The sequence below is a fragment of the Microcystis panniformis FACHB-1757 genome (assembly GCF_001264245.1).
In the GTDB taxonomy this organism is placed as follows: Bacteria; Cyanobacteriota; Cyanobacteriia; order Cyanobacteriales; family Microcystaceae; genus Microcystis; species Microcystis panniformis.
This window is the reverse complement of record NZ_CP011339.1, coordinates 4,810,107-4,828,681: the sequence shown is the minus strand read 5'-3', so window position 1 is coordinate 4,828,681 and position 18,575 is coordinate 4,810,107. Positions and strand designations below refer to the sequence as shown.

18 protein-coding genes and 3 pseudogenes are annotated in these 18,575 nt (G+C 42.5%); 15 read left to right on the top strand and 6 right to left on the bottom strand.

The window, feature by feature from the left end:
- Nucleotides 1–3 precede the first annotated feature (3 nt).
- Entirely contained in the window at nt 4–717 is a 714-nt protein-coding gene (locus tag VL20_RS22840; RefSeq protein WP_052277913.1) for a response regulator, read from the bottom strand.
- A gap of 938 nt (nt 718–1,655) precedes the next feature.
- Nucleotides 1,656–2,717, bottom strand: coding sequence for an S-methyl-5-thioribose-1-phosphate isomerase (mtnA, locus tag VL20_RS22835; protein WP_052278556.1), 1,062 nt, complete (start codon nt 2,715–2,717; stop codon nt 1,656–1,658).
- A gap of 833 nt (nt 2,718–3,550) precedes the next feature.
- Here mtnA and VL20_RS22830 point away from each other — a divergent pair.
- The 3 genes from VL20_RS22830 to prmC all read left to right on the top strand — a co-directional run bounded on the left by VL20_RS22830 (nt 3,551) and on the right by prmC (nt 6,060).
- Nucleotides 3,551–3,985, top strand: coding sequence for a hypothetical protein (locus VL20_RS22830; RefSeq protein WP_052277912.1), 435 nt, complete (start codon nt 3,551–3,553; stop codon nt 3,983–3,985).
- A 387-nt stretch (nt 3,986–4,372) separates the two neighbouring features.
- A complete protein-coding gene (locus tag VL20_RS22825; RefSeq protein ID WP_052277911.1) occupies nt 4,373–5,170 on the top strand; it encodes a Tic22 family protein in 798 nt (265 codons plus the stop codon).
- 5 nt (nt 5,171–5,175) lie between these two features.
- Complete coding sequence (gene prmC, locus VL20_RS22820) at nt 5,176–6,060, top strand: peptide chain release factor N(5)-glutamine methyltransferase (RefSeq protein ID WP_052277910.1); 885 nt, start codon at nt 5,176–5,178, stop codon at nt 6,058–6,060.
- Here prmC and VL20_RS22815 read toward each other — a convergent pair.
- The 4 genes from VL20_RS22815 to VL20_RS22800 are packed head-to-tail and all read right to left on the bottom strand — an operon-like array spanning nt 6,057 to nt 8,941.
- The gene (locus tag VL20_RS22815; RefSeq protein ID WP_052277909.1) at nt 6,057–6,593 is read right to left on the bottom strand and encodes a hypothetical protein; all 537 of its coding nucleotides are present in this window, start codon (nt 6,591–6,593) and stop codon (nt 6,057–6,059) included. The two genes, prmC and VL20_RS22815, sit on opposite strands and share 4 nt — an antisense overlap.
- Entirely contained in the window at nt 6,557–7,258 is a 702-nt protein-coding gene (pyrF, locus tag VL20_RS22810; RefSeq protein WP_052278555.1) for an orotidine-5'-phosphate decarboxylase, read from the bottom strand. Before pyrF ends, VL20_RS22815 begins: the two co-directional genes overlap by 37 nt.
- A gap of 14 nt (nt 7,259–7,272) precedes the next feature.
- Nucleotides 7,273–7,737, bottom strand: coding sequence for an MEKHLA domain-containing protein (locus VL20_RS22805; protein WP_052277908.1), 465 nt, complete (start codon nt 7,735–7,737; stop codon nt 7,273–7,275).
- Between the two features lie 22 nt (nt 7,738–7,759).
- On the bottom strand, nt 7,760–8,941 hold the full coding sequence (locus VL20_RS22800) for a M20 family metallopeptidase (RefSeq protein ID WP_052277907.1): 1,182 nt from the start codon (nt 8,939–8,941) through the stop codon (nt 7,760–7,762).
- Nucleotides 8,942–9,374: 433 nt separating this feature from the next.
- Between VL20_RS22800 and queF the strand changes: the two genes are divergently transcribed.
- From queF to VL20_RS31505, 12 genes and pseudogenes are all read left to right on the top strand, one after another.
- Nucleotides 9,375–9,770 (top strand): preQ(1) synthase, encoded by a 396-nt coding sequence (queF, locus tag VL20_RS22795; protein WP_002740916.1) that lies wholly within the window; start codon nt 9,375–9,377, stop codon nt 9,768–9,770.
- 363 nt (nt 9,771–10,133) lie between these two features.
- The gene (locus VL20_RS22790) at nt 10,134–10,508 is read left to right on the top strand and encodes a hypothetical protein (RefSeq protein WP_052277906.1); all 375 of its coding nucleotides are present in this window, start codon (nt 10,134–10,136) and stop codon (nt 10,506–10,508) included.
- 32 nt (nt 10,509–10,540) lie between these two features.
- Nucleotides 10,541–11,134, top strand: coding sequence for an IS607 family transposase (locus tag VL20_RS22785; protein ID WP_052277905.1), 594 nt, complete (start codon nt 10,541–10,543; stop codon nt 11,132–11,134).
- Nucleotides 11,106–12,437 (top strand): annotated as a pseudogene (locus VL20_RS22780) (RNA-guided endonuclease InsQ/TnpB family protein). The gene VL20_RS22785 and the pseudogene VL20_RS22780 overlap by 29 nt, the downstream one beginning before the upstream one ends.
- Before the next feature lie 5 nt (nt 12,438–12,442).
- Nucleotides 12,443–13,000: pseudogene (locus VL20_RS22775) on the top strand (substrate-binding domain-containing protein); the annotation flags it as partial.
- A gap of 94 nt (nt 13,001–13,094) precedes the next feature.
- Entirely contained in the window at nt 13,095–13,517 is a 423-nt protein-coding gene (locus VL20_RS22770) for a hypothetical protein (protein ID WP_052277904.1), read from the top strand.
- A 26-nt stretch (nt 13,518–13,543) separates the two neighbouring features.
- A complete protein-coding gene (locus VL20_RS22765) occupies nt 13,544–13,939 on the top strand; it encodes a DUF4164 family protein (protein WP_052277903.1) in 396 nt (131 codons plus the stop codon).
- A gap of 65 nt (nt 13,940–14,004) precedes the next feature.
- Nucleotides 14,005–17,522, top strand: a pseudogene (locus tag VL20_RS22760) (nSTAND1 domain-containing NTPase).
- A gap of 104 nt (nt 17,523–17,626) precedes the next feature.
- Nucleotides 17,627–17,857: a hypothetical protein gene (locus tag VL20_RS22750; protein WP_052277902.1), complete on the top strand. Its 231-nt coding sequence runs from the start codon at nt 17,627–17,629 to the stop codon at nt 17,855–17,857.
- Between the two features lie 3 nt (nt 17,858–17,860).
- On the top strand, nt 17,861–18,085 hold the full coding sequence (locus VL20_RS22745; RefSeq protein ID WP_052277901.1) for a DUF2283 domain-containing protein: 225 nt from the start codon (nt 17,861–17,863) through the stop codon (nt 18,083–18,085).
- Between the two features lie 34 nt (nt 18,086–18,119).
- On the top strand, nt 18,120–18,347 hold the full coding sequence (locus tag VL20_RS22740; RefSeq protein WP_052277900.1) for a hypothetical protein: 228 nt from the start codon (nt 18,120–18,122) through the stop codon (nt 18,345–18,347).
- Nucleotides 18,335–18,475 carry a hypothetical protein gene (locus VL20_RS31505; protein WP_162490494.1) on the top strand — a complete coding sequence of 47 codons (141 nt, stop codon included), beginning with the start codon at nt 18,335–18,337 and terminating at the stop codon, nt 18,473–18,475. Before VL20_RS22740 ends, VL20_RS31505 begins: the two co-directional genes overlap by 13 nt.
- The last annotated feature ends 100 nt before the right edge of the window (nt 18,476–18,575 follow it).

Below are 18,575 nucleotides of genomic sequence, written 5' to 3'. Positions count from 1 at the left end.
TTTTTAACCCACTAATCCCGATCGCAGGGCCAGCACTGCCGCTTGAGTGCGATCATCGACCGAGAGTTTATTTAAGATATTGCGGACATGGGTTTTCACCGTGCCGATGGTGATATAGAGTCGGCCGGCAATCTTAGCATTACTACAACCCGCGACAATCAGAGCTAGAATTTCTAGCTCTCGTTCCGTTAGGGGCGCATTTTCCAATAATTGACGACATTCCCGGTCAACGCCGTGAATTGCCACTGTTTTCGCCCCGGCAGCCCCACCGACGGGAACATTTTGGCGCACTTGTTGCAGAACAATATTGGCGATCGCAGGGTCAAGCCAATGATTGCCTTCGTGGGTGGAATCAATCGCCTCGATTAACTTATCAATGCTAATATCCTTCATACAGTAGGAATCAGCCCCAGCACTAAAAGCCGCTAAAACCTGTTCTTGGGTTTTGTGCATGGTTAGCATGAGGATTTTCGTGGCCAGGGGGTCTTCGCCCCGATTTTGTTGGAAGCGTCGCACTAACTCGATCCCATCGATCATAGGCAAACCTATATCGATGATCGCTACATCGGGTTTAGTCTCCTCTAGCAGTTTCAGTCCCTGTAATCCACTGATCGCTTCCCCTACCACTTGAATACCTTCCCGATGCTGGAGAGCCACCACTAAGCCCATGCGGGTTAAATCGTGATCTTCTACAACGATAACCCGGACTTTATCCATATTTTTTGACCAGTTTCGCCGAAGTAAGTGATGATTTGATAATTTTGGCTTTTCGATTATTAGAGCCGCTCCTTAACATTGACTTCACTCCCTTCCTCCTTCTCTGAATTCCGCTTTCTTATTCTTCATTCGGCAATCCCCTTTTTCCGGTTGATTTTATTGATACTTACTAAAAGCAGAGATGGCAAATATACTTAGCCTCCCCTAAAATATACTCAAATCTACCCAAATTAACCAGAATTTTCTGTTTTAATTATTTATTCATAATATCATACAAATCTCGATTATGCAAGGATTTGGCTTTTCTGGTTTCTGTGTGGAAACGAGGCCTATAATGATAGTTTATTTATTCACAAAAATAGCCCTAAAAGTCTTTCCCAGTAAACATTTCAGAATTTCATCGGCAAAAATTATTACACAAAGTCGAGAAGAGCCAAGATAATTTTAAGAAGAATACATCTTTGAGCTGCTTGGATTTTCCTAGAATAGAACCAAGCTCTGGTTTAATTAATTGGCTCTCCCAGCTTTGGTGGGTAAAATGTATTCTAAGATACATTTCTCCTAGCGAGGGGGTGGAACGAACCACAAAGACACAAAGGACACAAAGATCGATCGATCCTATGTCAATTAAACTTATCACACAGAACCTAGAAGAGCCATTAATTTTTTAGCCTATATTAACAAAAAAATAATCTAAAACTAATAAATAATTTATGGTTTCTTGATTTAAGTAATCAATCATTAATTCAAACTATTCTATTGATAACTAGATAGTTTCTCAAAATTACTCTAGTCCTTTAGTTTATGGATAGAGGTAGTTTTTGTCTATTTTTCGCCCTTGGCCGTCACCTCCAATGGGATTGAGGCGGAATTTTTCCCCACTGTGCCAATGGATATAAACAAATAAAAATGGTGTCAGTAGGGAAAAAGCTTACCCTCTAGGAATCCTGTAAAAAAATTAATTCAGCCGGTGTTACCGCTCCTTTTTCGGTAATGATAGCGGTAATTAAAGCGGCGGGAGTAACATCGAAAGCGGGGTTATAAAAGTTAACATCTCTAGGGCAAAGGGTAGTTGTCCCCACCTGATAAATTTCGGCACGATCGCGCTGTTCGATCGGTATCCCCGTACCATCCTTAAGGGAAAAATCCACCGTCGATAGCGGCGCGGCCACATAAAAAGGCAGATGATGAGCTTTTGCCACCACCGCAAGGGAATAGGTGCCGATTTTGTTAGCCGTGTCCCCATTGGCCGCAATGCGATCGGCCCCAACGATCACCGCATCGATCAGTTTTTGCTGCATACAGTGGGCCGCCATGCTATCGGTGATCACGGTGACGGGAATTCCCTCCCGCAGACATTCCCAGGCGGTTAATTTTGCCCCTTGCAGCCGCGGCCGGGTTTCGTCTGCATACACTTGTATTAATCTCCCTGCTGTCCAAGCGGAACGAATTACCCCTAAAGCAGTACCATAACCGGCCGTGGCTAGGGAACCAGTATTACAGTGGGTTAAAATTGTCAGTTTTTCCGGTTGCTCCGGCAGCGCCAATAAACCATGGTGACCGATCGCCCGACAGGTTTCCACGTCTTCTTTTTGGATATTTTGGGCAGTTTCAAGGAGATTTTTGGTAATTACTGCCACTTCTGGGCCACTTTCCCTGGCCACTTTTAACATTCGCTCGATCGCCCAGAATAAATTCACCGCCGTCGGCCGGGTTTGGGCTAATCGATCGGCTATTCTAGTTAAATCAGCCAGAAATTCCTCTTTCTGGTCGGTTTTAATTTCCTGCGCTCCTAAAACCATACCATAGGCAGCCGCCACCCCGATCGCCGGAGCGCCGCGGACAATCATCGTTTCGATCGCCCGGGCCATGGCTTCACTGCTGGTGATCTCAACTTCCCCATACTCCATGGGTAAACGGGTTTGATCGATCAGCCAGACTTTATTATCTTGCCAACGCACGGGATAGATCGAGTTACTCTCGCAAGTGGTTGTGGTCATAACATTTTTAGATTGAGAATTGGCCAAATTTACCACATAGACTTCTTGCCTAATTAATTTTTGAGAGTTCAAAAATGACAAAAATAGACATAAAACTGCATAAAATCCCGGCTCTTCTCGACTTTGTGTGATAATTTTTGCTTATGGAATTGTGAAATGCTTATCGGGCAAGACTTTTAGGGCTATTTTGACGAAGAAACCATCAGTATAGACCTCGTTTCCACACAGAAACCAGAAGAGCCAAATCCCTAAATAGGGCATTTAATTGATTATTTATTATTCATTCCTAATTCTCCTGACTACTGGCTCCTGACTTGAAAGAGGGTGTGGGGTGTGGGGTGTGGGGAGAATAAATAAAAATAATCTCCCGTCTCCCGTCTCCTGACTCCTATCTCCTATCTCCTATCTCCTGACTCCTGACCATAACAAAAATTTTTGATTTTTATAAGAGGTCTTATTTTGTGTTTTTTTGTAAAAAGTAATTTTAAATACAGAAACTTTTTTTAGAATGTATAAGTAGCTAGTTATAATTAAATTAAAAATGGATTTTAGGTTCGATCCCCCCTGCTTGATAAGGGGGGATCCCCCCTTAATCCCCCTTGATAAGGGGGGTGCCGATCCCCCCTTAATCCCCCTTGATAAGGGGGGTGCCGATCCCCCCTTAATCCCCCCTTGATAAGGGGGGTGCCGATCCCCCTTAATCCCCCCTTGATAAGGGGGGCATCTGATAATTTTTAACGCCTACCTACTTAGATAAGTGACTAGGAAAAATTTAAGAATACTTTCTCACCTAGCCCGACCTTTTATACTAACCGATTAAGAGGATAATTACCGTGAAAACAGCGAAATATCCCGAAAAAATTGCCGCTCTCTGGACAACATTCCTCTTGGGAACTCTATTTCACACCCAACTGGGTTTAATGCCGCTTTTCCATGGTCAATCGATCGTCGAGAGTCATCAAACCAGCAATCTCGATCCGATTTTCTGGGGAATGTTGCTCTTTTTTTTGCTGCCAATGTTAGCGATTATCGGGGTCAATTTTAGCGAAAGTCGCTCCTTGAGAAAGGCCCATTTCTGGCTGACAATTCTCTATTCTGTCTTGAATTTAGCCCATCTGATCGCCGATCTTCTGGTCAGACCGATCGCCTGGTATCAAATCGCTCTCATGGCAATTTTATTGATCATCGGACTGATTTTAAATCTAGTTTCCTATCAATGGCTGCGGTTAGCGATCGCCCATCCGCGCGATTTCTCAGAAAGTCATTAGCAGTGCCAAGATCAAGAGGTGGCCGGTTGACTAACTGATTCAGACAAGAGGATGCCTTTTGATCTCAAGTTGGTGCTTATTAAGGCAAAAGGAAGCTTAAACCGTAGCTAAAGCGATTTTTTTGAAAATATAGCTTAAAAAATCCAATTAATCCCTATTATTCCCCAGATCAGCCCATAAATTGCCCCTATTTCCTGGCCGCCGCTGCGACCACATCTCACCAAATATGGAGCTTTTTAGCTATGATGGTTCAGAAGCAAGCCAATAAAGGGAACTTTCGGGGCTTGTTATTCATCAAAAAACTCCTGATCGCAGGAGTCAAATAGACTATATAGTTCAGATTAACGGCAAATATTGGTTAATAGTAATAACGAGGTAATTATTTTGATGAAATCTCTCATTCGTTGGACGGCAACCCTTGGTTTAGTAGGAACGACAATGTTGACTTCGCTGCTGGGCAGCTACTCTAAAGCACTCGCTTTACCGGAAGAACAAATCGTCAAAACCTTGCAGTCTGTACCTGTCTTCGCTATTGCCGATGATCAAGGAGGTCCCCTAATTGTCGTAGAAAAAGAACAGAAATTCACGCCAGTTTTTATCAGTCAGCAGGACGCACAGAACTTTTTTGAACGACTGAAAAAAGAGAATCCTGAAGTAGCTAGTAAAGGTAAAGTTCAGCCTTTTTCCTTGGCAGATGTCTATAAAATGCAAGCCAGTCAAACCGAACAAAATCGTTTAATGATCTATTTTGTTCCCAAAGAGTCGGAAGTAGAATCGGCGAAAAAACTGCTCAGTGAAAGAGGTCAACAGTATCAAGGTGGTGTACCTTTATTTGTGCTGAAAGCGAGAAAAGAGGGTAGTTTTCTGATGATCAGGCCCGATAATCAGGATGTTATTCCTTTATTCTTTGAAAAAGCCACCGCTTTGCAAATGGTAGAACAATACAAAAAAGATAATCCCGCAGAAGCGGCCACGGTAAAAATTGATGTTGTTCCCCTAGAAACTGTCATCGCCAGCCTACAACAAAGCAACGATGAATTTTTTACTAAAATTATCCTCTTTCCTAGCCAAGAAATGCTTAATTTTATCCGAGCAAATATTAACCAAAATGCTCCCAACCAACCCCCGGCAAATCAGCCACGCCCTAATAATAATACCAATAATCGCCCCGCCCCCAATCGTTAAGCCTTGTGAGTGCTAGTATTTCCGGTCAAGAATTAAGTCAATGGCGCCAACAGGCGATCGCTGATTTAGCGCAAGCGCAAATATCGGCCAAGGAAGTGGATATTTTTCTGCAAGCAGTGACAGATTTAGATACTCTTTCCCTGCGCTTACAATCCTTTCGCGAACGAGAAAAAATCCCCTTGAGTTATTCCTGGTCGGAAATTACTAAACGCTGGCAAAAACGCCTGCAAGCAAGGGTTCCCTTACAGTATTTGCTCGAATCGGTGGTCTGGCGTAATTTTACCCTGAAAGTCTCCCCGGGGGTCTTAATTCCTCGTCCCGAAACCGAGTTATTAATCGATATTGTTGGAGAAACCGTCAGAGGAGACGACGGGGGAATCTGGGTAGATCTGGGAACCGGTAGCGGTGCGATCGCTATTGGTTTAGCCAGTATCTTGACAAAAGCAGAAATATATGCTATCGATTACAGTCAAACGGCTTTAGCGATCGCCAAAGAAAATATCATCAATACCGGTTTTGCCGACAGAATTATCTTAAAACAGGGTTCTTGGTGGATCCCCCTAGAGAAGTGGAAAGGACAGATTAGGGGTATGCTGTCCAATCCTCCCTATATTCCCAGTGCAGAAATCCTCGACTTACAAATTGAAGTGCGGGAACATGAACCCCGTTTGGCCCTCGATGGAGGTGAAGACGGATTGACCGCGCTGCGTTATCTAGTGGCCACTGCTCCCGATTATCTGCGATCGGGAGGCCTTTGGCTAGTGGAAATGAGAGCCGGTCAAGGGGAAAAAGTAGCGCAAATGCTGGAAAATCAGGGCAATTATCGACAAATTCAGATTATTAACGACCTAGCAGGTTTCGATCGCTTCGTGTTGGCCGAGCGAATTTAGCGCAATGCAGCCGCTTCGCAGTCCCGCAGCCAGAGACGCACCGCTTGGCCGATGGTGCCTTGACTGGTTTCTAGGGGAGGTAAGGGGACTTGAGCGGGTTCAAGGGCAGCTAATTGACTGTAAACCGTCACTAATCGCCATCCTTCCCCAGTTTTAGTTAAAAATAACCAGTGATAATTCTGGAGGCTGACAGAGCGATTTTTGCTATACTGACGCTCTAAAGTCGTAAAAAAAACCTGTTGAGTGTCATCGGCAATTTGACCAGAATATTGACTGGCAGTTAAAGGTAGGGGTGCAAATTCAGGACGACCGGCAATAATCACAAAAACCGGTGTAGATAATTTTTGGTCGATTTGGGAGCGGCTAATAACTCGATTAGCATAACTGGGTAAATCTGACAAGAGGCGATCGACTAAAAGATTTAAATCCTCCGGACAGCTAGAAAGAGGACGACTAACTGCTGGCAAGTTAATCCCGAACATAACCAGCAATACAGCTAAATGTCGGCTAATTCTTGACAAATTTTTGCCCATGCTACCTTTGGCTCCTCGGCACCAGTGATCGGTCGTCCAATTACTAGATAATCAGCCCCAGCTTTAAGCGCTTGGGCCGGAGTCATCACCCGACTTTGATCCCCTTTGCTTGACCAGGAGGGACGAACTCCGGGGCAAACTAAGAGAAAATCCTCTCCACAGACGCGCCGCAATTGCGCCACTTCTTGGGGAGAACAAACCGCCCCATCAATTCCTGATTCCTTGGCCAATAATGCCAGATTTAAGGCATATTCCGATAGTTCTAGGGGAATTTTGAGGTCGAGGGCTAATTCGCGGGCGTTAAGGCTGGTTAAAACGGTGATAGCGAGAAGTTTTGGCGGCGATAGCAGGTCAGAGATTGCCGCCTTAGCTGCCGTCATTGCTTGCCGTCCGGCTGTTGCGTGGAGGGTAAGTAAATCCACTCGATAGCGACTGGCGGAACGACAGGCCCCAGCGACCGTATTGGGAATATCATGAAATTTTAGATCGAGAAAGCTCTTTTTTTGTCTTTCTTGCAGAATCCCTAGAATTTCTGCACCGCTACTGACAAATAATTCTAGTCCCACTTTCCAAAAATTGACTTCCGGCAACAGATCAAGCAGTGCGATCGCTGATTCTAAATCCGGCACATCGAGAGGAACAATAATTCGGTCTGAGTTGGTCATATTGGGGCGATAAATCAGAGAAAAATCCAATCGGCAAAGGTGGCAGCCTGTCCGCAGTAAATGCCATCACGATCGATGATATTCCAAACGATCGCTTTTTCGATGCGAAATAGTTGACCGTTTTTCGTGATCCTTACCCCGTGATAATCGTTGATATAGCCTTGTTTTTTGACTAAATCTAGCATTTTTTGGCGTTCTTGGGCGGTTTCCTCCCCCTGTACCGTCGCTCGCGAGGGAGTTGCTAATAATTCTGGCCAAGTTAAACCCCAGAGATCGAGGGCGCAGCGATTACCATAATTGAAGATCGGATTAGTTTGTGTACCGTGGGAAACTAGCACAAAAGGGGCATAAAAGAGCATTTTACTCTGTTCTTTGCCAGTACCGATCCAGGGTAAAAGCGATCGCCCGATTAACTGTTCATAACTATCCAGCAGCAATTCTGTCCAAGCTATAATGGCTAAATCTTCCCAAATTTCCATAAAATTACGGTTAAAAACTGGTTTAATCTTCTCTTTGCCAATATTTATAGGCCGCGTAGGCTAAAGTAATCACTCCCGTCAGAATTGCCGACTCATCCACTAAAAATTCCGGATGGTGAAGGGGGGGATTGAGGAGGTTAGTAGAACCCACTCCCAGACGGAACATTGTCCCCGGGGCCTGTTGCAAATAAAGGGAAAAATCCTCGGCCCCCATGGAGGGTTCCGAGAGAATTAAAACCCGATCCCTTCCCCAAGCTTCTAAACCAGCTTCTTCGACTAACCGGGTTAAAAATTGGTCATTTTGCACCGATGGCACGCCCCGGCGATATTTTACTTGACATTTAGCGTTATATGTGCTACAGACATTCGTGACCAAACTCTCGATCCATTCCGGGAGATGGGCGTGGGTTTCTGGGTGTAGCGATCGCACGGTTCCCGCCATGCGTACCTGATCGGCGATGACATTGGGGGCGCGACCACCGCTAATCTGCCCGATGGTGAGGACAATGGGACGCAAAGGGTTTTGAGTCCGACTAATTGCCTGTTGTAAAGTGGTGATTACTTGCGAAGCGATCCAGATAGCATCGATCGCCTCGTGGGGCCGGGCCCCGTGGCCGGATTCCCCTTGAATAAAAATCTCCAGATCGTCGGCAGCTGCAGTTAAGGCCCCGTAACGAACTCCGATCGATCGGGCCGGAATCGAGGGGAAAACGTGCAGCCCCAAAACGGCGCTGACATCCCGCATCACCCCCTCCCGGATCATCCAATTGGCCCCCTGGGCGATTTCCTCTGCTGGTTGAAAGAGAAAGCGTATTTTTCCCCCCAAGGGTTCCGAGAGACGGGAAAGCACCATCGCCACCCCTAAACCGACGGTAGCATGAACATCGTGACCGCAGGCGTGCATAATCCCGGGTTTGCGGGAAGCAAAGTCTAAATCGGTTCTTTCTTGGATCGGTAGGGCATCCATATCGGCGCGGATAGCTAAAATCCTTCGATCACTGCCTTTTCCCGCCAATTCTCCCTTAACTCCCGTTTTTCCCACCGCTTCCTGCACCGATAGACCACAGGAAGACAAAACTCCGGCAATATAGGCGGCCGTTTGATATTCTTGCCCACTTAACTCTGGATTCGCATGAATGTGGCGGCGAATCTCCACTAATCGGGGTGCGAGACTCTCGGCTATGTTTTTAATCTCGGAGAGCATGAAACCAGTTTTACAGTATCTTTAGGGTTAATCATAGAGCATTTTTTACCTGAAAATTGGGCTTGGCTGATTTTCAGTCTCAACTGTCTTCTCGGCATTCCTGGACTAAGCTAATTTGTCAAGAGGATGCAGGAGTTAAGTAGGTAGGCGTTAAAAGTTGTCAGATCCCCCCCTTATCAAGGGGGACTAAGGGGGGATCGGCACCCCCCTTATTAAGGGGGGACTAAGGGGGGATCGGCACCCCCCTTATCAAGGGGGATCCCCCCGCCTTCGGCTTCCCCCCTTATCAAGGGGGGCTAGGGGGGATCGAACCTAAAATCCATTTTTAATTTAATTATAACCAGCTACTTACTATTCATCTCTTGATTCGGTAACACCTCTTGAGAGAATATTCCAGCTATGATAGAAAACAGTGTCTAGTTAGGAAAAAAACATGGTTCAGTCTTCCGAAAAAATTGAAGTTAAGTACGGGGAAAGAGAAATTGCCGAAGGAACATTAATTACTTTCCCTAATCCACGTCCCGGCAGAAATTACGATATTCAGATCACTCTGCCGGAATATACCTGTAAATGTCCCTTTTCCGGTTATCCCGATTTTGCCACTATTTATCTTAGCTACGTTCCCGATCAAAAGGTGATGGAATTAAAGGCGATTAAACTTTATATTAATAGTTATCGCGATCGTTATATTTCCCACGAAGAAGCAATTAACCAAATTTTAGATGATTTGGTGGCCGCTTGCGAACCCTTGCAGATGAAAGTTAAGGGGGATTTTCATCCCAGAGGTAACGTACATACCGTGGTGGAGGTGATGTATAAAAAAGAATAGGGACTTGCGTGGGAATAATATCCCAATCGCTCGGAGGGCGCAAGCTTTGCGCCCCTACAGTAACGGATTTTGTCCACAATGTAGGGGCGAACTGCGTTCGCCCAAAAGGTATATTATCAAAGCGCAAGTCCCATAGCATAATTGTCTAGTTTGGGGATGGGGTTGCCTCCATCCCTTGCTGTTCTAGTTTTTGTTGTTCAAGTTTTTTGCTGTTGGAAGGTGTTCTGCGCTCTGCTTTCTGTTGTTCGTGTCTCTATGGTTGATCCTTAACCCTTGGCACAACCCGAAAGAATTGTAAAAGTTAGGGTCATTAAAAAAAGCTGGGATTATCATTAAAGTAGTCCGAATCGTGATCCTGATTTTATGTCCCAGAAAAATGAAATTCTTCCGCTGCTGTTGACGGTTATGGTGACATCGGCACTTTTAGGAGGAATTGCTTGGTGGTTGCTCAACAAAACCTTTCCCAATCTCAATGATCGATCTAATTCTTCTTCCTCCTCGAATAATCAAATTTCTGAAACTTTAGGTGCAGTTACAAATGTCCCGAAAGGATTATTTAACTACGGGGGAAGTACCACTTGGGCCCCGATTCGCAAGGAAGTGGACTTTATTATCCAGCAAGTCTGGCCGAAATTTCGCCTCGTCTATACCGATCCCACTACGGGAACCCCCGGCACCGGCAGCGGTATTGTAAAGTTTTGTAAAAAATATATGCAAATGACTGCAAACAACTGCTAATATGGTTAGTACAAGTTTACGTTGCAGTTCACATGAAACTATCAGATTATGCTAAGAAAAAAGGGATCAGTTATGACACTGCTTGGAGAATGTGGAATCGAGGGCAGTTACAAGGAGAACGTCTTCCTACAGGAACAATTATTATTTTTGAAGATGACCGTTCTTGCGGTGAAAATAAAGTAGCTATTTATGCGCGAGTTTCTAGTTCAGAAAATCAATCTAACTTAGAGACTCAGGCAAAAAGATTGGAAGCTTATTGTATGGCGAAAGGCTATCAAATTGTTCGAGTAGTTAAAGAAGTAGGAAGTGGAGTCAATGATCATCGAAAGCTATTATTAAAACTTCTAGAACAAACTGATTATAATTTGATTGTCGTAGAACATAAAGATCGTTTAAGCAGAGTAGGGTTTAATTATCTGAAAGTTCTTTTAACTCAAACAAATAGAGATCTAGAGGTCGTTAATCTAGCAGAAGAAAGAAAAGACGATTTAATGCAAGACTTCGTGAGCATAATTAACTCATTTTGCGCTCGATTATACTCATTAAGACGACGAAATAGAAAGACAGAATGTTTAATTAAATGCCTTGAGGAGAATGATGAAATTAGTTCAAAAACATCTAATTAAATTTAATCACAAAAATTATTCAGTAATTGATAAATTAGGATTTTTATCGAAGAATCTGTATAATTGTGCTGTTTATTTAAACCGTCAAGGTTTCTTTTCACATCAACCATTTTTAACAATGAATGAGTTACATCATGCCTTAAAAATGAGTCCAGATTATCAAGCCTTACCCGCCAAAGTAAGTCAGTTAGTATTAAAGCAAGTAGAAAAAACCTTTAAATCCTACCAAAAAGCGAAAGAACAATACAAAAAATCGCCAGATAAATTTACAGGAGAGCCTAAGTTGCCAAGATACAAAGACAAGGAAAAAGGTAGAAACGTTTTAACTTATAACTATCAAGCCATTTCTAAAAAAGCGTTGAAGCAAGGTTTAATCAAGCTATCAGGGACTAATTTAGAATTTAAAACTAATTTAAAGGAAGTCTTAGAGGTCAGGATTATTCCTAAATTGGGTGCTTATTGTTTAGAAATTGTCTATGAACAACCATCCTCATCAAGTCAAGAGGGAGAAAGATATGCTTTTATCGATTTAGGCTTAAATAACCTAGCTGCTGTTACCTCTAATATTCCCGAATTTCAGCCAACTTTAGTATGTGGAAAAGCCTTAAAATCCTGCAATCAAAAGTACAACAAGACACTAGCTAAACTCAAATCGGAATTACCCAGTCTCCAGAAGACCAGTAAAAGAATACAAGGTTTAACTTTAAAGCGTAATTGTAAGGTGGATTATTACCTCCACACCGCTAGTAAATATATTATTGATAAATTACTAGCTCATCAAATTAACCTTTTAGTTATTGGTCATAATCAAGGCTGGAAACAAAACCTTAATATTGGAGATAGAAATAACCAGTCATTCATAAATATTCCTCATTCAAGGTTTATCGAACAACTTACCTATAAAGCAAATTTAGTAGGAATAGAGGTCAAAACAACTAATGAAAGCTATACCTCTAAATGTAGTTTCTTGGACTTAGAGTCTATTCAAAAGCAAAAAAGCTATTTAGGCAAGAGAATTAAAAGAGGACTATTCAGAAGCTCGTCGGGTTATTTCTATGGAGCAGATATTAAGTACCTAGGCAAAATTATTTACACATGACGATCATTGCCCCGTAAGGGTTTTAGCTCGATCAGGCAGGTAATTAATTTTGCATGACTACTTAATGGTTCCTTAAATATTGGAAGAAAGGTAGTCGGAGAGGCCGCCTTTAGCGGGAATCCGATAGAGAGGTTCGTAGTTAACCCAGTACGGGTCAAAGCGTACAAAGCTAATTCTAGATGCAATATTTGCGTACAGAATTAGTAACTATTCGGATGTTAATCGAGAATCAATTGGCTTTTTCCCAAGCATCTCGAGCGCTCAAAGATGAGGAAATACAACGCGCTCAACAACGGGGATTGACTTTAAAAGAGGTTCCTGTGGCTATCGATGGAATTGCGATCGCAGTTCATCCCGATTTACCAGTTTCCGGTCTAACAATTACCCAGTTAAAAGATATTTATACAGGAAAAATTAGCAATTGGCGGCAAGTGGGCGGGCCTAATTTAGCCATTATTCCCTATTCCCGACGCAAGGAAGATGGGGGAACCGTGGAATTTTTTATCGATCAGGTTTTAGAAAAAGCCGATTTTGGGAGTAATATTCAGTACATTTACAGTACAACTTCCGCTCTCAGAAAAGTTTCCCAAAATCCGGGAGGAATTTACTATGCTTCTGCACCGGAAGTAGTTCCCCAGTGTGGAATTAAAACTTTACCCCTTGGTAAAAGCGAAAATAAATTAGTTGCCCCCTATCAAGAACCTTCGATCCCGTCTTCCCAATGTCCCCAGAAGCGTAATCAACTGAATGAATTAGCTTTTCAGCAAGCCATCCGCGCCCAATACCTGCGCCATAATTGCGTCAGATACTTTGCTTTGATCTAAAATTGAGTCAGCAATATCTAATTTGGAGTCTCAGGCAATGGAACCAATTTCTCTAATTCTAGCTGCGTTGGCTGCTGGTGCGGTTGCTGCTGCTAAGGATACGGCAGGAACAGCGGTTAAGGATGCTTATGAGAGTTTAAAAGCGTTGATTAAGAAGAAATTTGCAGAAAAAGGGAAAACAGATGATAGTGATATCGTCGATAAACATGAGAAAAAACCAGATTCAGAGGGGGTAAAAACACTGCTCAAAGAAGAGTTACTTGAAGCAAAAATTGATAGAGATGCAGAGGTTATTAAGACAGCAGAAGCATTACTCAAGCAATTAAAACCTGAAGAATTTGCCGCAGGTAAGTATAATATTAATGTTGGTGGTGATATTAAAGTAATGGTGGGAGATGATACTTTTAAGGGAATTGCAGGAGATATTAGTGGTGGAAATATTAGTCAGAATATTAATTAGTTGAGGATTATTTAAGAGGGAAATTTATGTCAATTACTGTTGAGGTAGAACTTAAAGATTTTCTAATTCAAATCAATCAAAAGTTAGATAATCTTCAAAAAGATGTTACTGATATTAAGATTGAACTTAGTGAAGTTAAAGGTGAAATTAAGCGTCTGGAGGGAAAAATTGATGGTGTCGAGAAGCGTCTGGAGGAAAAAATTGATGGTGTCGAGAAGCGTCTGGAGGAAAAAATTGATGGTGTCGAGAAGCGTCTGGAGGAAAAAATTGATGGTGTCGAGAAGCGTCTAGAGGGAAAAATTGATGGCGTGGAAAAGCGCTTAGAGAATCAAGAGTTTGTCAGTCGAGGGATTTTAGTTGCTTTAATTGTAACGATTTTAGGCGGTTTGGCTAAATTGTTTGGTTTAGTAGGAAGTCCTTAAAGAGTGCTAATTCTAAAACTGCAATTTAAAGTTAACTTTAAAAGAATAATTTTGGGGTAGCAAAAATGACTGATAAAAGTTATTATTCAGAAATAGGGGGTGATGTTAAAGGTCTTAGCGGTGATGGTGAATTTAAGGGAATTGCGGGTGATATTAGTGGGGGTGTAATCAATCAATATATTATTACCCAAAAGTCAGGAGTTGAGATTCAGTCTCAACCCTTAATTACGGGTTCACCTTATTTGGGTTTAAGGAAGTTTGAAGTAGATGACAAGGATAGGTTTTTTGGGCGAGATAATTGGATTATTGAGTTAACCGATTATTTAAAGCAAAAGAATGTTTTATTGCTTTTAGGTGCGTCAGGAAGCGGTAAATCTTCTCTCGTGCAAGCGGGTTTAATTCCTAAGTTAAAGGATGATTTTGGCGCGAATAAATTGGTTAATTTAACTTTTGTTCCTGATGTTAATCCTTTTGAGTCTTTCTATGGTTGTCTTTTGGCAAATAGATATACACAATCCCAAGCGAAATTAGCACAAGCTGTTAAGGAAGAGACTTTAATTAAGGTGGTTGAAGGATTAAAAAATAATTCTGATTTATGGTTTATTTTTATTGATCAATTTGAGGAATTATTTACTCGTACACCGAAGACGGAAAGAGATATTTTTATTAAAAGTTTGATTAAATTAATTGAAAATAATGATAGTTTAGTCAAAATTGTGATGACGATAAGGGCGGATTTTTTAGATAAATTAAGTCCTTATCCCAGTTTAGGAAAAATCCATGATCAGTATAGCAAGATGTTAACGGATATGGATGAAAGTCAGTTAAGATTAGCTATTGCTGAACCGGCGGCGAGAAATGGGGTAATTTTTGAACAGGGATTAATTAATCAAATTATTGCCGATTTTTATGAACAGGCTGGCTCTTTACCTCTGTTACAATATACGTTAGATTTATTGTGGCAAAAAAATCATATTCAAGAGCGGATTTTAAATATTAAGACTTATCAAGAGATTGGTGGGGTAACGGGTGCGCTAGAAAAACAAGCGGATAAAATTTATGGTCAATTTAATGAACAGCAACGGAAAGCAGCAGAGGAAATTTTTCTAGAGTTAATTAGTTTAGAAGGGGAAAAAGCGGTTAGCAGAAGGGCGGATAAATCGAGTTTTGAACAGGAGGAAATGCAAAGAGAGGTTCTCTATCAATTGATAGATAATCGTCTTTTGGTGAGTAAGGGAGAAGACGGGAAAGCAACGGTTGAGGTGGCACATGAAGAATTGTTGCGGTGTTGGCAAGTGTTACAGGATTTAATTAGGGAAAAGGAGGAGATAATTGTTCTGAGAAGTCGTTTATATGCTGATGCAAAACAGTGGGATGATTTACAGAAGCAAGATGCAGTAAAAGCGAGTAGTGAGCTTTGGGGCGGTTCTAAGTTGGCTAAAATTGTTGAGTTTCAAAAGAATAATTCTCTGCCTAATTTAGATCCTGTGGCGATAGAGTTTATTAAGGCGAGTATTAGTCAATCGGAACGTCAAAAAAATGAAAAAATTAGAACAGCGCGAAGGATTGCGGTGGGTTCTTTGGTAGCGGTGGTGGTTAGTACGGGCTTGGGTTTAATGGCTTGGCAAAAAACGCGACAAGCTGAACTCAATCTAGCAAATGCTCGCGGGTTTTCTTCCTGGTCTTTGTTTGTTCAAGGAAAAGACTTAGATGCTTTCGTTGAAGCGATTAAAGCAGGAAAAACCCTGCAAAAGCAACACAAATATGACAAGGAGGTGATGAATACCTTACAAGCACTTCTCTACTGGAAAAGTGAACGCAATCGCTTAGAAGGGCATGATAGCCCTGTCCAAAGCGTTAATTTTAGTCCCGACGGCAAGACTTTGGTGAGCGGTAGTGAGGACAAGACTATCAAACTCTGGAATGTAGAAACAGGCCAAGAAATCCGCACCCTCAAGGGGCATGATAACTGGGTCAATAGCGTTAATTTTAGTCCCGACGGCAAGACTTTGGTAAGCGGTAGTGATGACGGGACTATCATACTCTGGGATGTAGAAACAGGCGAAAAACTCCACACCTTCGAGGGGCATGGTGGCCCTGTCTATAGCGTTAATTTTAGTCGCGACGGCAATACTTTGGTGAGCGGTAGTGGTGACAAGACTATCATACTCTGGGATGTAGAAACAGGCGAAAAACTCCACACCTTCCAGGGGCATAATGGCCCTGTCTATAGCGTTAATTTTAGTCACGACGGTAAGACTTTGGTGAGCGGTAGTGGTGACAAGACTATCAAACTCTGGAATGTAGAAAAACCCCAAGAAATCCGCACCCTCAAGGGCATAATAGCCGTGTCAGAAGCGTTAATTTTAGTCACGACGGCAAGACTTTGGTGAGCGGTAGTTGGGACAACACCATCAAACTCTGGAATGAGTCAACAGGCCAAGAAATCCTCACCCTCAAGGGGCATGAAGGCCCTGTCTGGAGCGTTAATTTTAGTCCTGACGAGGGCAAGACTTTGGTGAGCGGTAGTGATGACGGGACTATCAAACTCTGGAATGTAGAAATAGTCCAAACCCTCAAGGGGCATGATGACCTTGTCAATAGCGTTGAGTTTAGTCCTGACGAGGGCAAGACTTTGGTGAGCAGTAGTGATGACGGGACTATCAAGCTCTGGGATGTAAAAACAGGCGAAGAAATCCGCACCCTCAAGGGGCATAATTACCCTGTCAGAAGCGTTAATTTTAGTCGCGACGGCAAGACATTGGTGAGCGGTAGTGATGACAAAACTATCATACTCTGGGATGTAAAAACAGGCGAAAAAATCCACACCCTCAAGGAGCATGATGACCTTGTCAGAAGCGTTAATTTTAGTCCCAACGGCGAGACTTTGGTGAGCGGTAGTTGGGACGGGACTATCAAACTCTGGAATGTAAAAACAGGCAAGGAAATCCCCACCTTCCATGGCTTCCAGGGGCATCATGACCGTGTCAGAAGCGTTAATTTTAGTCCCGACGGCAAGACTTTGGTGAGCGGTAGTAATGACAAAACTATCAAACTCTGGGATGTAAAAACAGGCAAAGAAATCCACACCTCCTATGCCTTCAAGGGGCATGATGGTCCTGTCAGAAGCGTTAATTTTAGTCCCAACGGCGAGACTTTGGTGAGCGGTAGTTATGACAAAACTATCAAACTCTGGGATGTAAAAACAGGCAAAGAAATCCACACCTTCGAGGGGCATGATGGCCCTGTCAGAAGCGTTAATTTTAGTCCTAACGGCAAGACTTTGGTGAGCGGTAGTGATGACAAAACTATCAAACTCTGGGATGTAGAAACAGGCCAAGAAATCCGCACCCTCCATGGGCATGATAGCCGTGTCAGAAGCGTTAATTTTAGTCCCAACGGCGAGACTTTGGTGAGCGGTAGTTGGGACAACACTATCAAACTCTGGAAGGTAGAAACAGACTCGAATTTATTGAATTTAGATGCTTTAATGGAGCGTAGTTGCGATTGGGTGCGGGTTTATTTGCACAATCCTAATTCTGGTGTCAGGGAGGAGGATAGGGGTTTGTGTGATGGGATTTGATCCCCCCCTGCCCCCTTAAAAAGGGGGGAGAATTTAGTATCTGGGGAAATTTATCTAAATTTCGTTAAAATTATGATAGAAGGAATCGATCAGAAAAATGATGAATGAAAACTACCCGCTACTTTGAAGAACAAGTCTTGGTCAAAAGACCCTATCTTAAGCGAGAATGGTGTCAACAGGCTATTCAGAATCCAGTTAGACGAGAAATAGAACCAAATGGACGCATTCGTCATTGGTTATACATTCCCGAATTAGGAAAATACTTGCGAGTTGTCACTCTAGATGATGGAGAAACCATTTATAACGCCTTCCCAGATCGTAACTTTAAGGAGTAAAAAATGAAATTTAGTTATTATCCTGAAACCGATTCTCTATACATTAGCCTATCAGAAAAAACAAGCACCGATTCTCAAGAAATCGCCCCTGATATTGTTTTAGATTTTGATAGCGAAGGAAAATTAGTTGGAATTGATATTGATCAAGCTAGTCAAATTGTTGATTTAACTCCTTTAGAAACTGAATCTTTCCCCCTTAATTCTGTTATTTTAGCTCAATCAAAATAGTCTATATTAGAATCAAATAGCTAAAGAGATAACAATGGCTAAAATCTCCATTTCTTTACCTGATGAACTGGTTAATTACCTAGACCAGAAAGTAGAAGATAAAAGCATTTTCATCGCCTCAATTTTACAACAATGGCGACAACAACAAGAAGCAGAAGAACTCGCCCAAGCTTTTTTAGCAGTAGATGAACTAGAATTAGGATGGACTGACGAATGGCAAACAGCAGCGATTATCAACTCGGAAGCATTATGGCTGAAGTAAAACTGAGTTCTAAACATCTAAACTCCTTAAAAAAATTTATTGAAGACGCATTAACCGAAAGACTGCAAGAACTTCAAGAAGGAATTAAGCGCACCCAAGAACGAATAACTCTGTTTGAAAATAAGTAGCTGGTTATAATTAAATTAAAAATGGATTTTAGGTTCGATCCCCCCTGCCCCCCTTGATAAGGGGGGTGCCGATAGGCGGGGGGATCCCCCTTGATAAGGG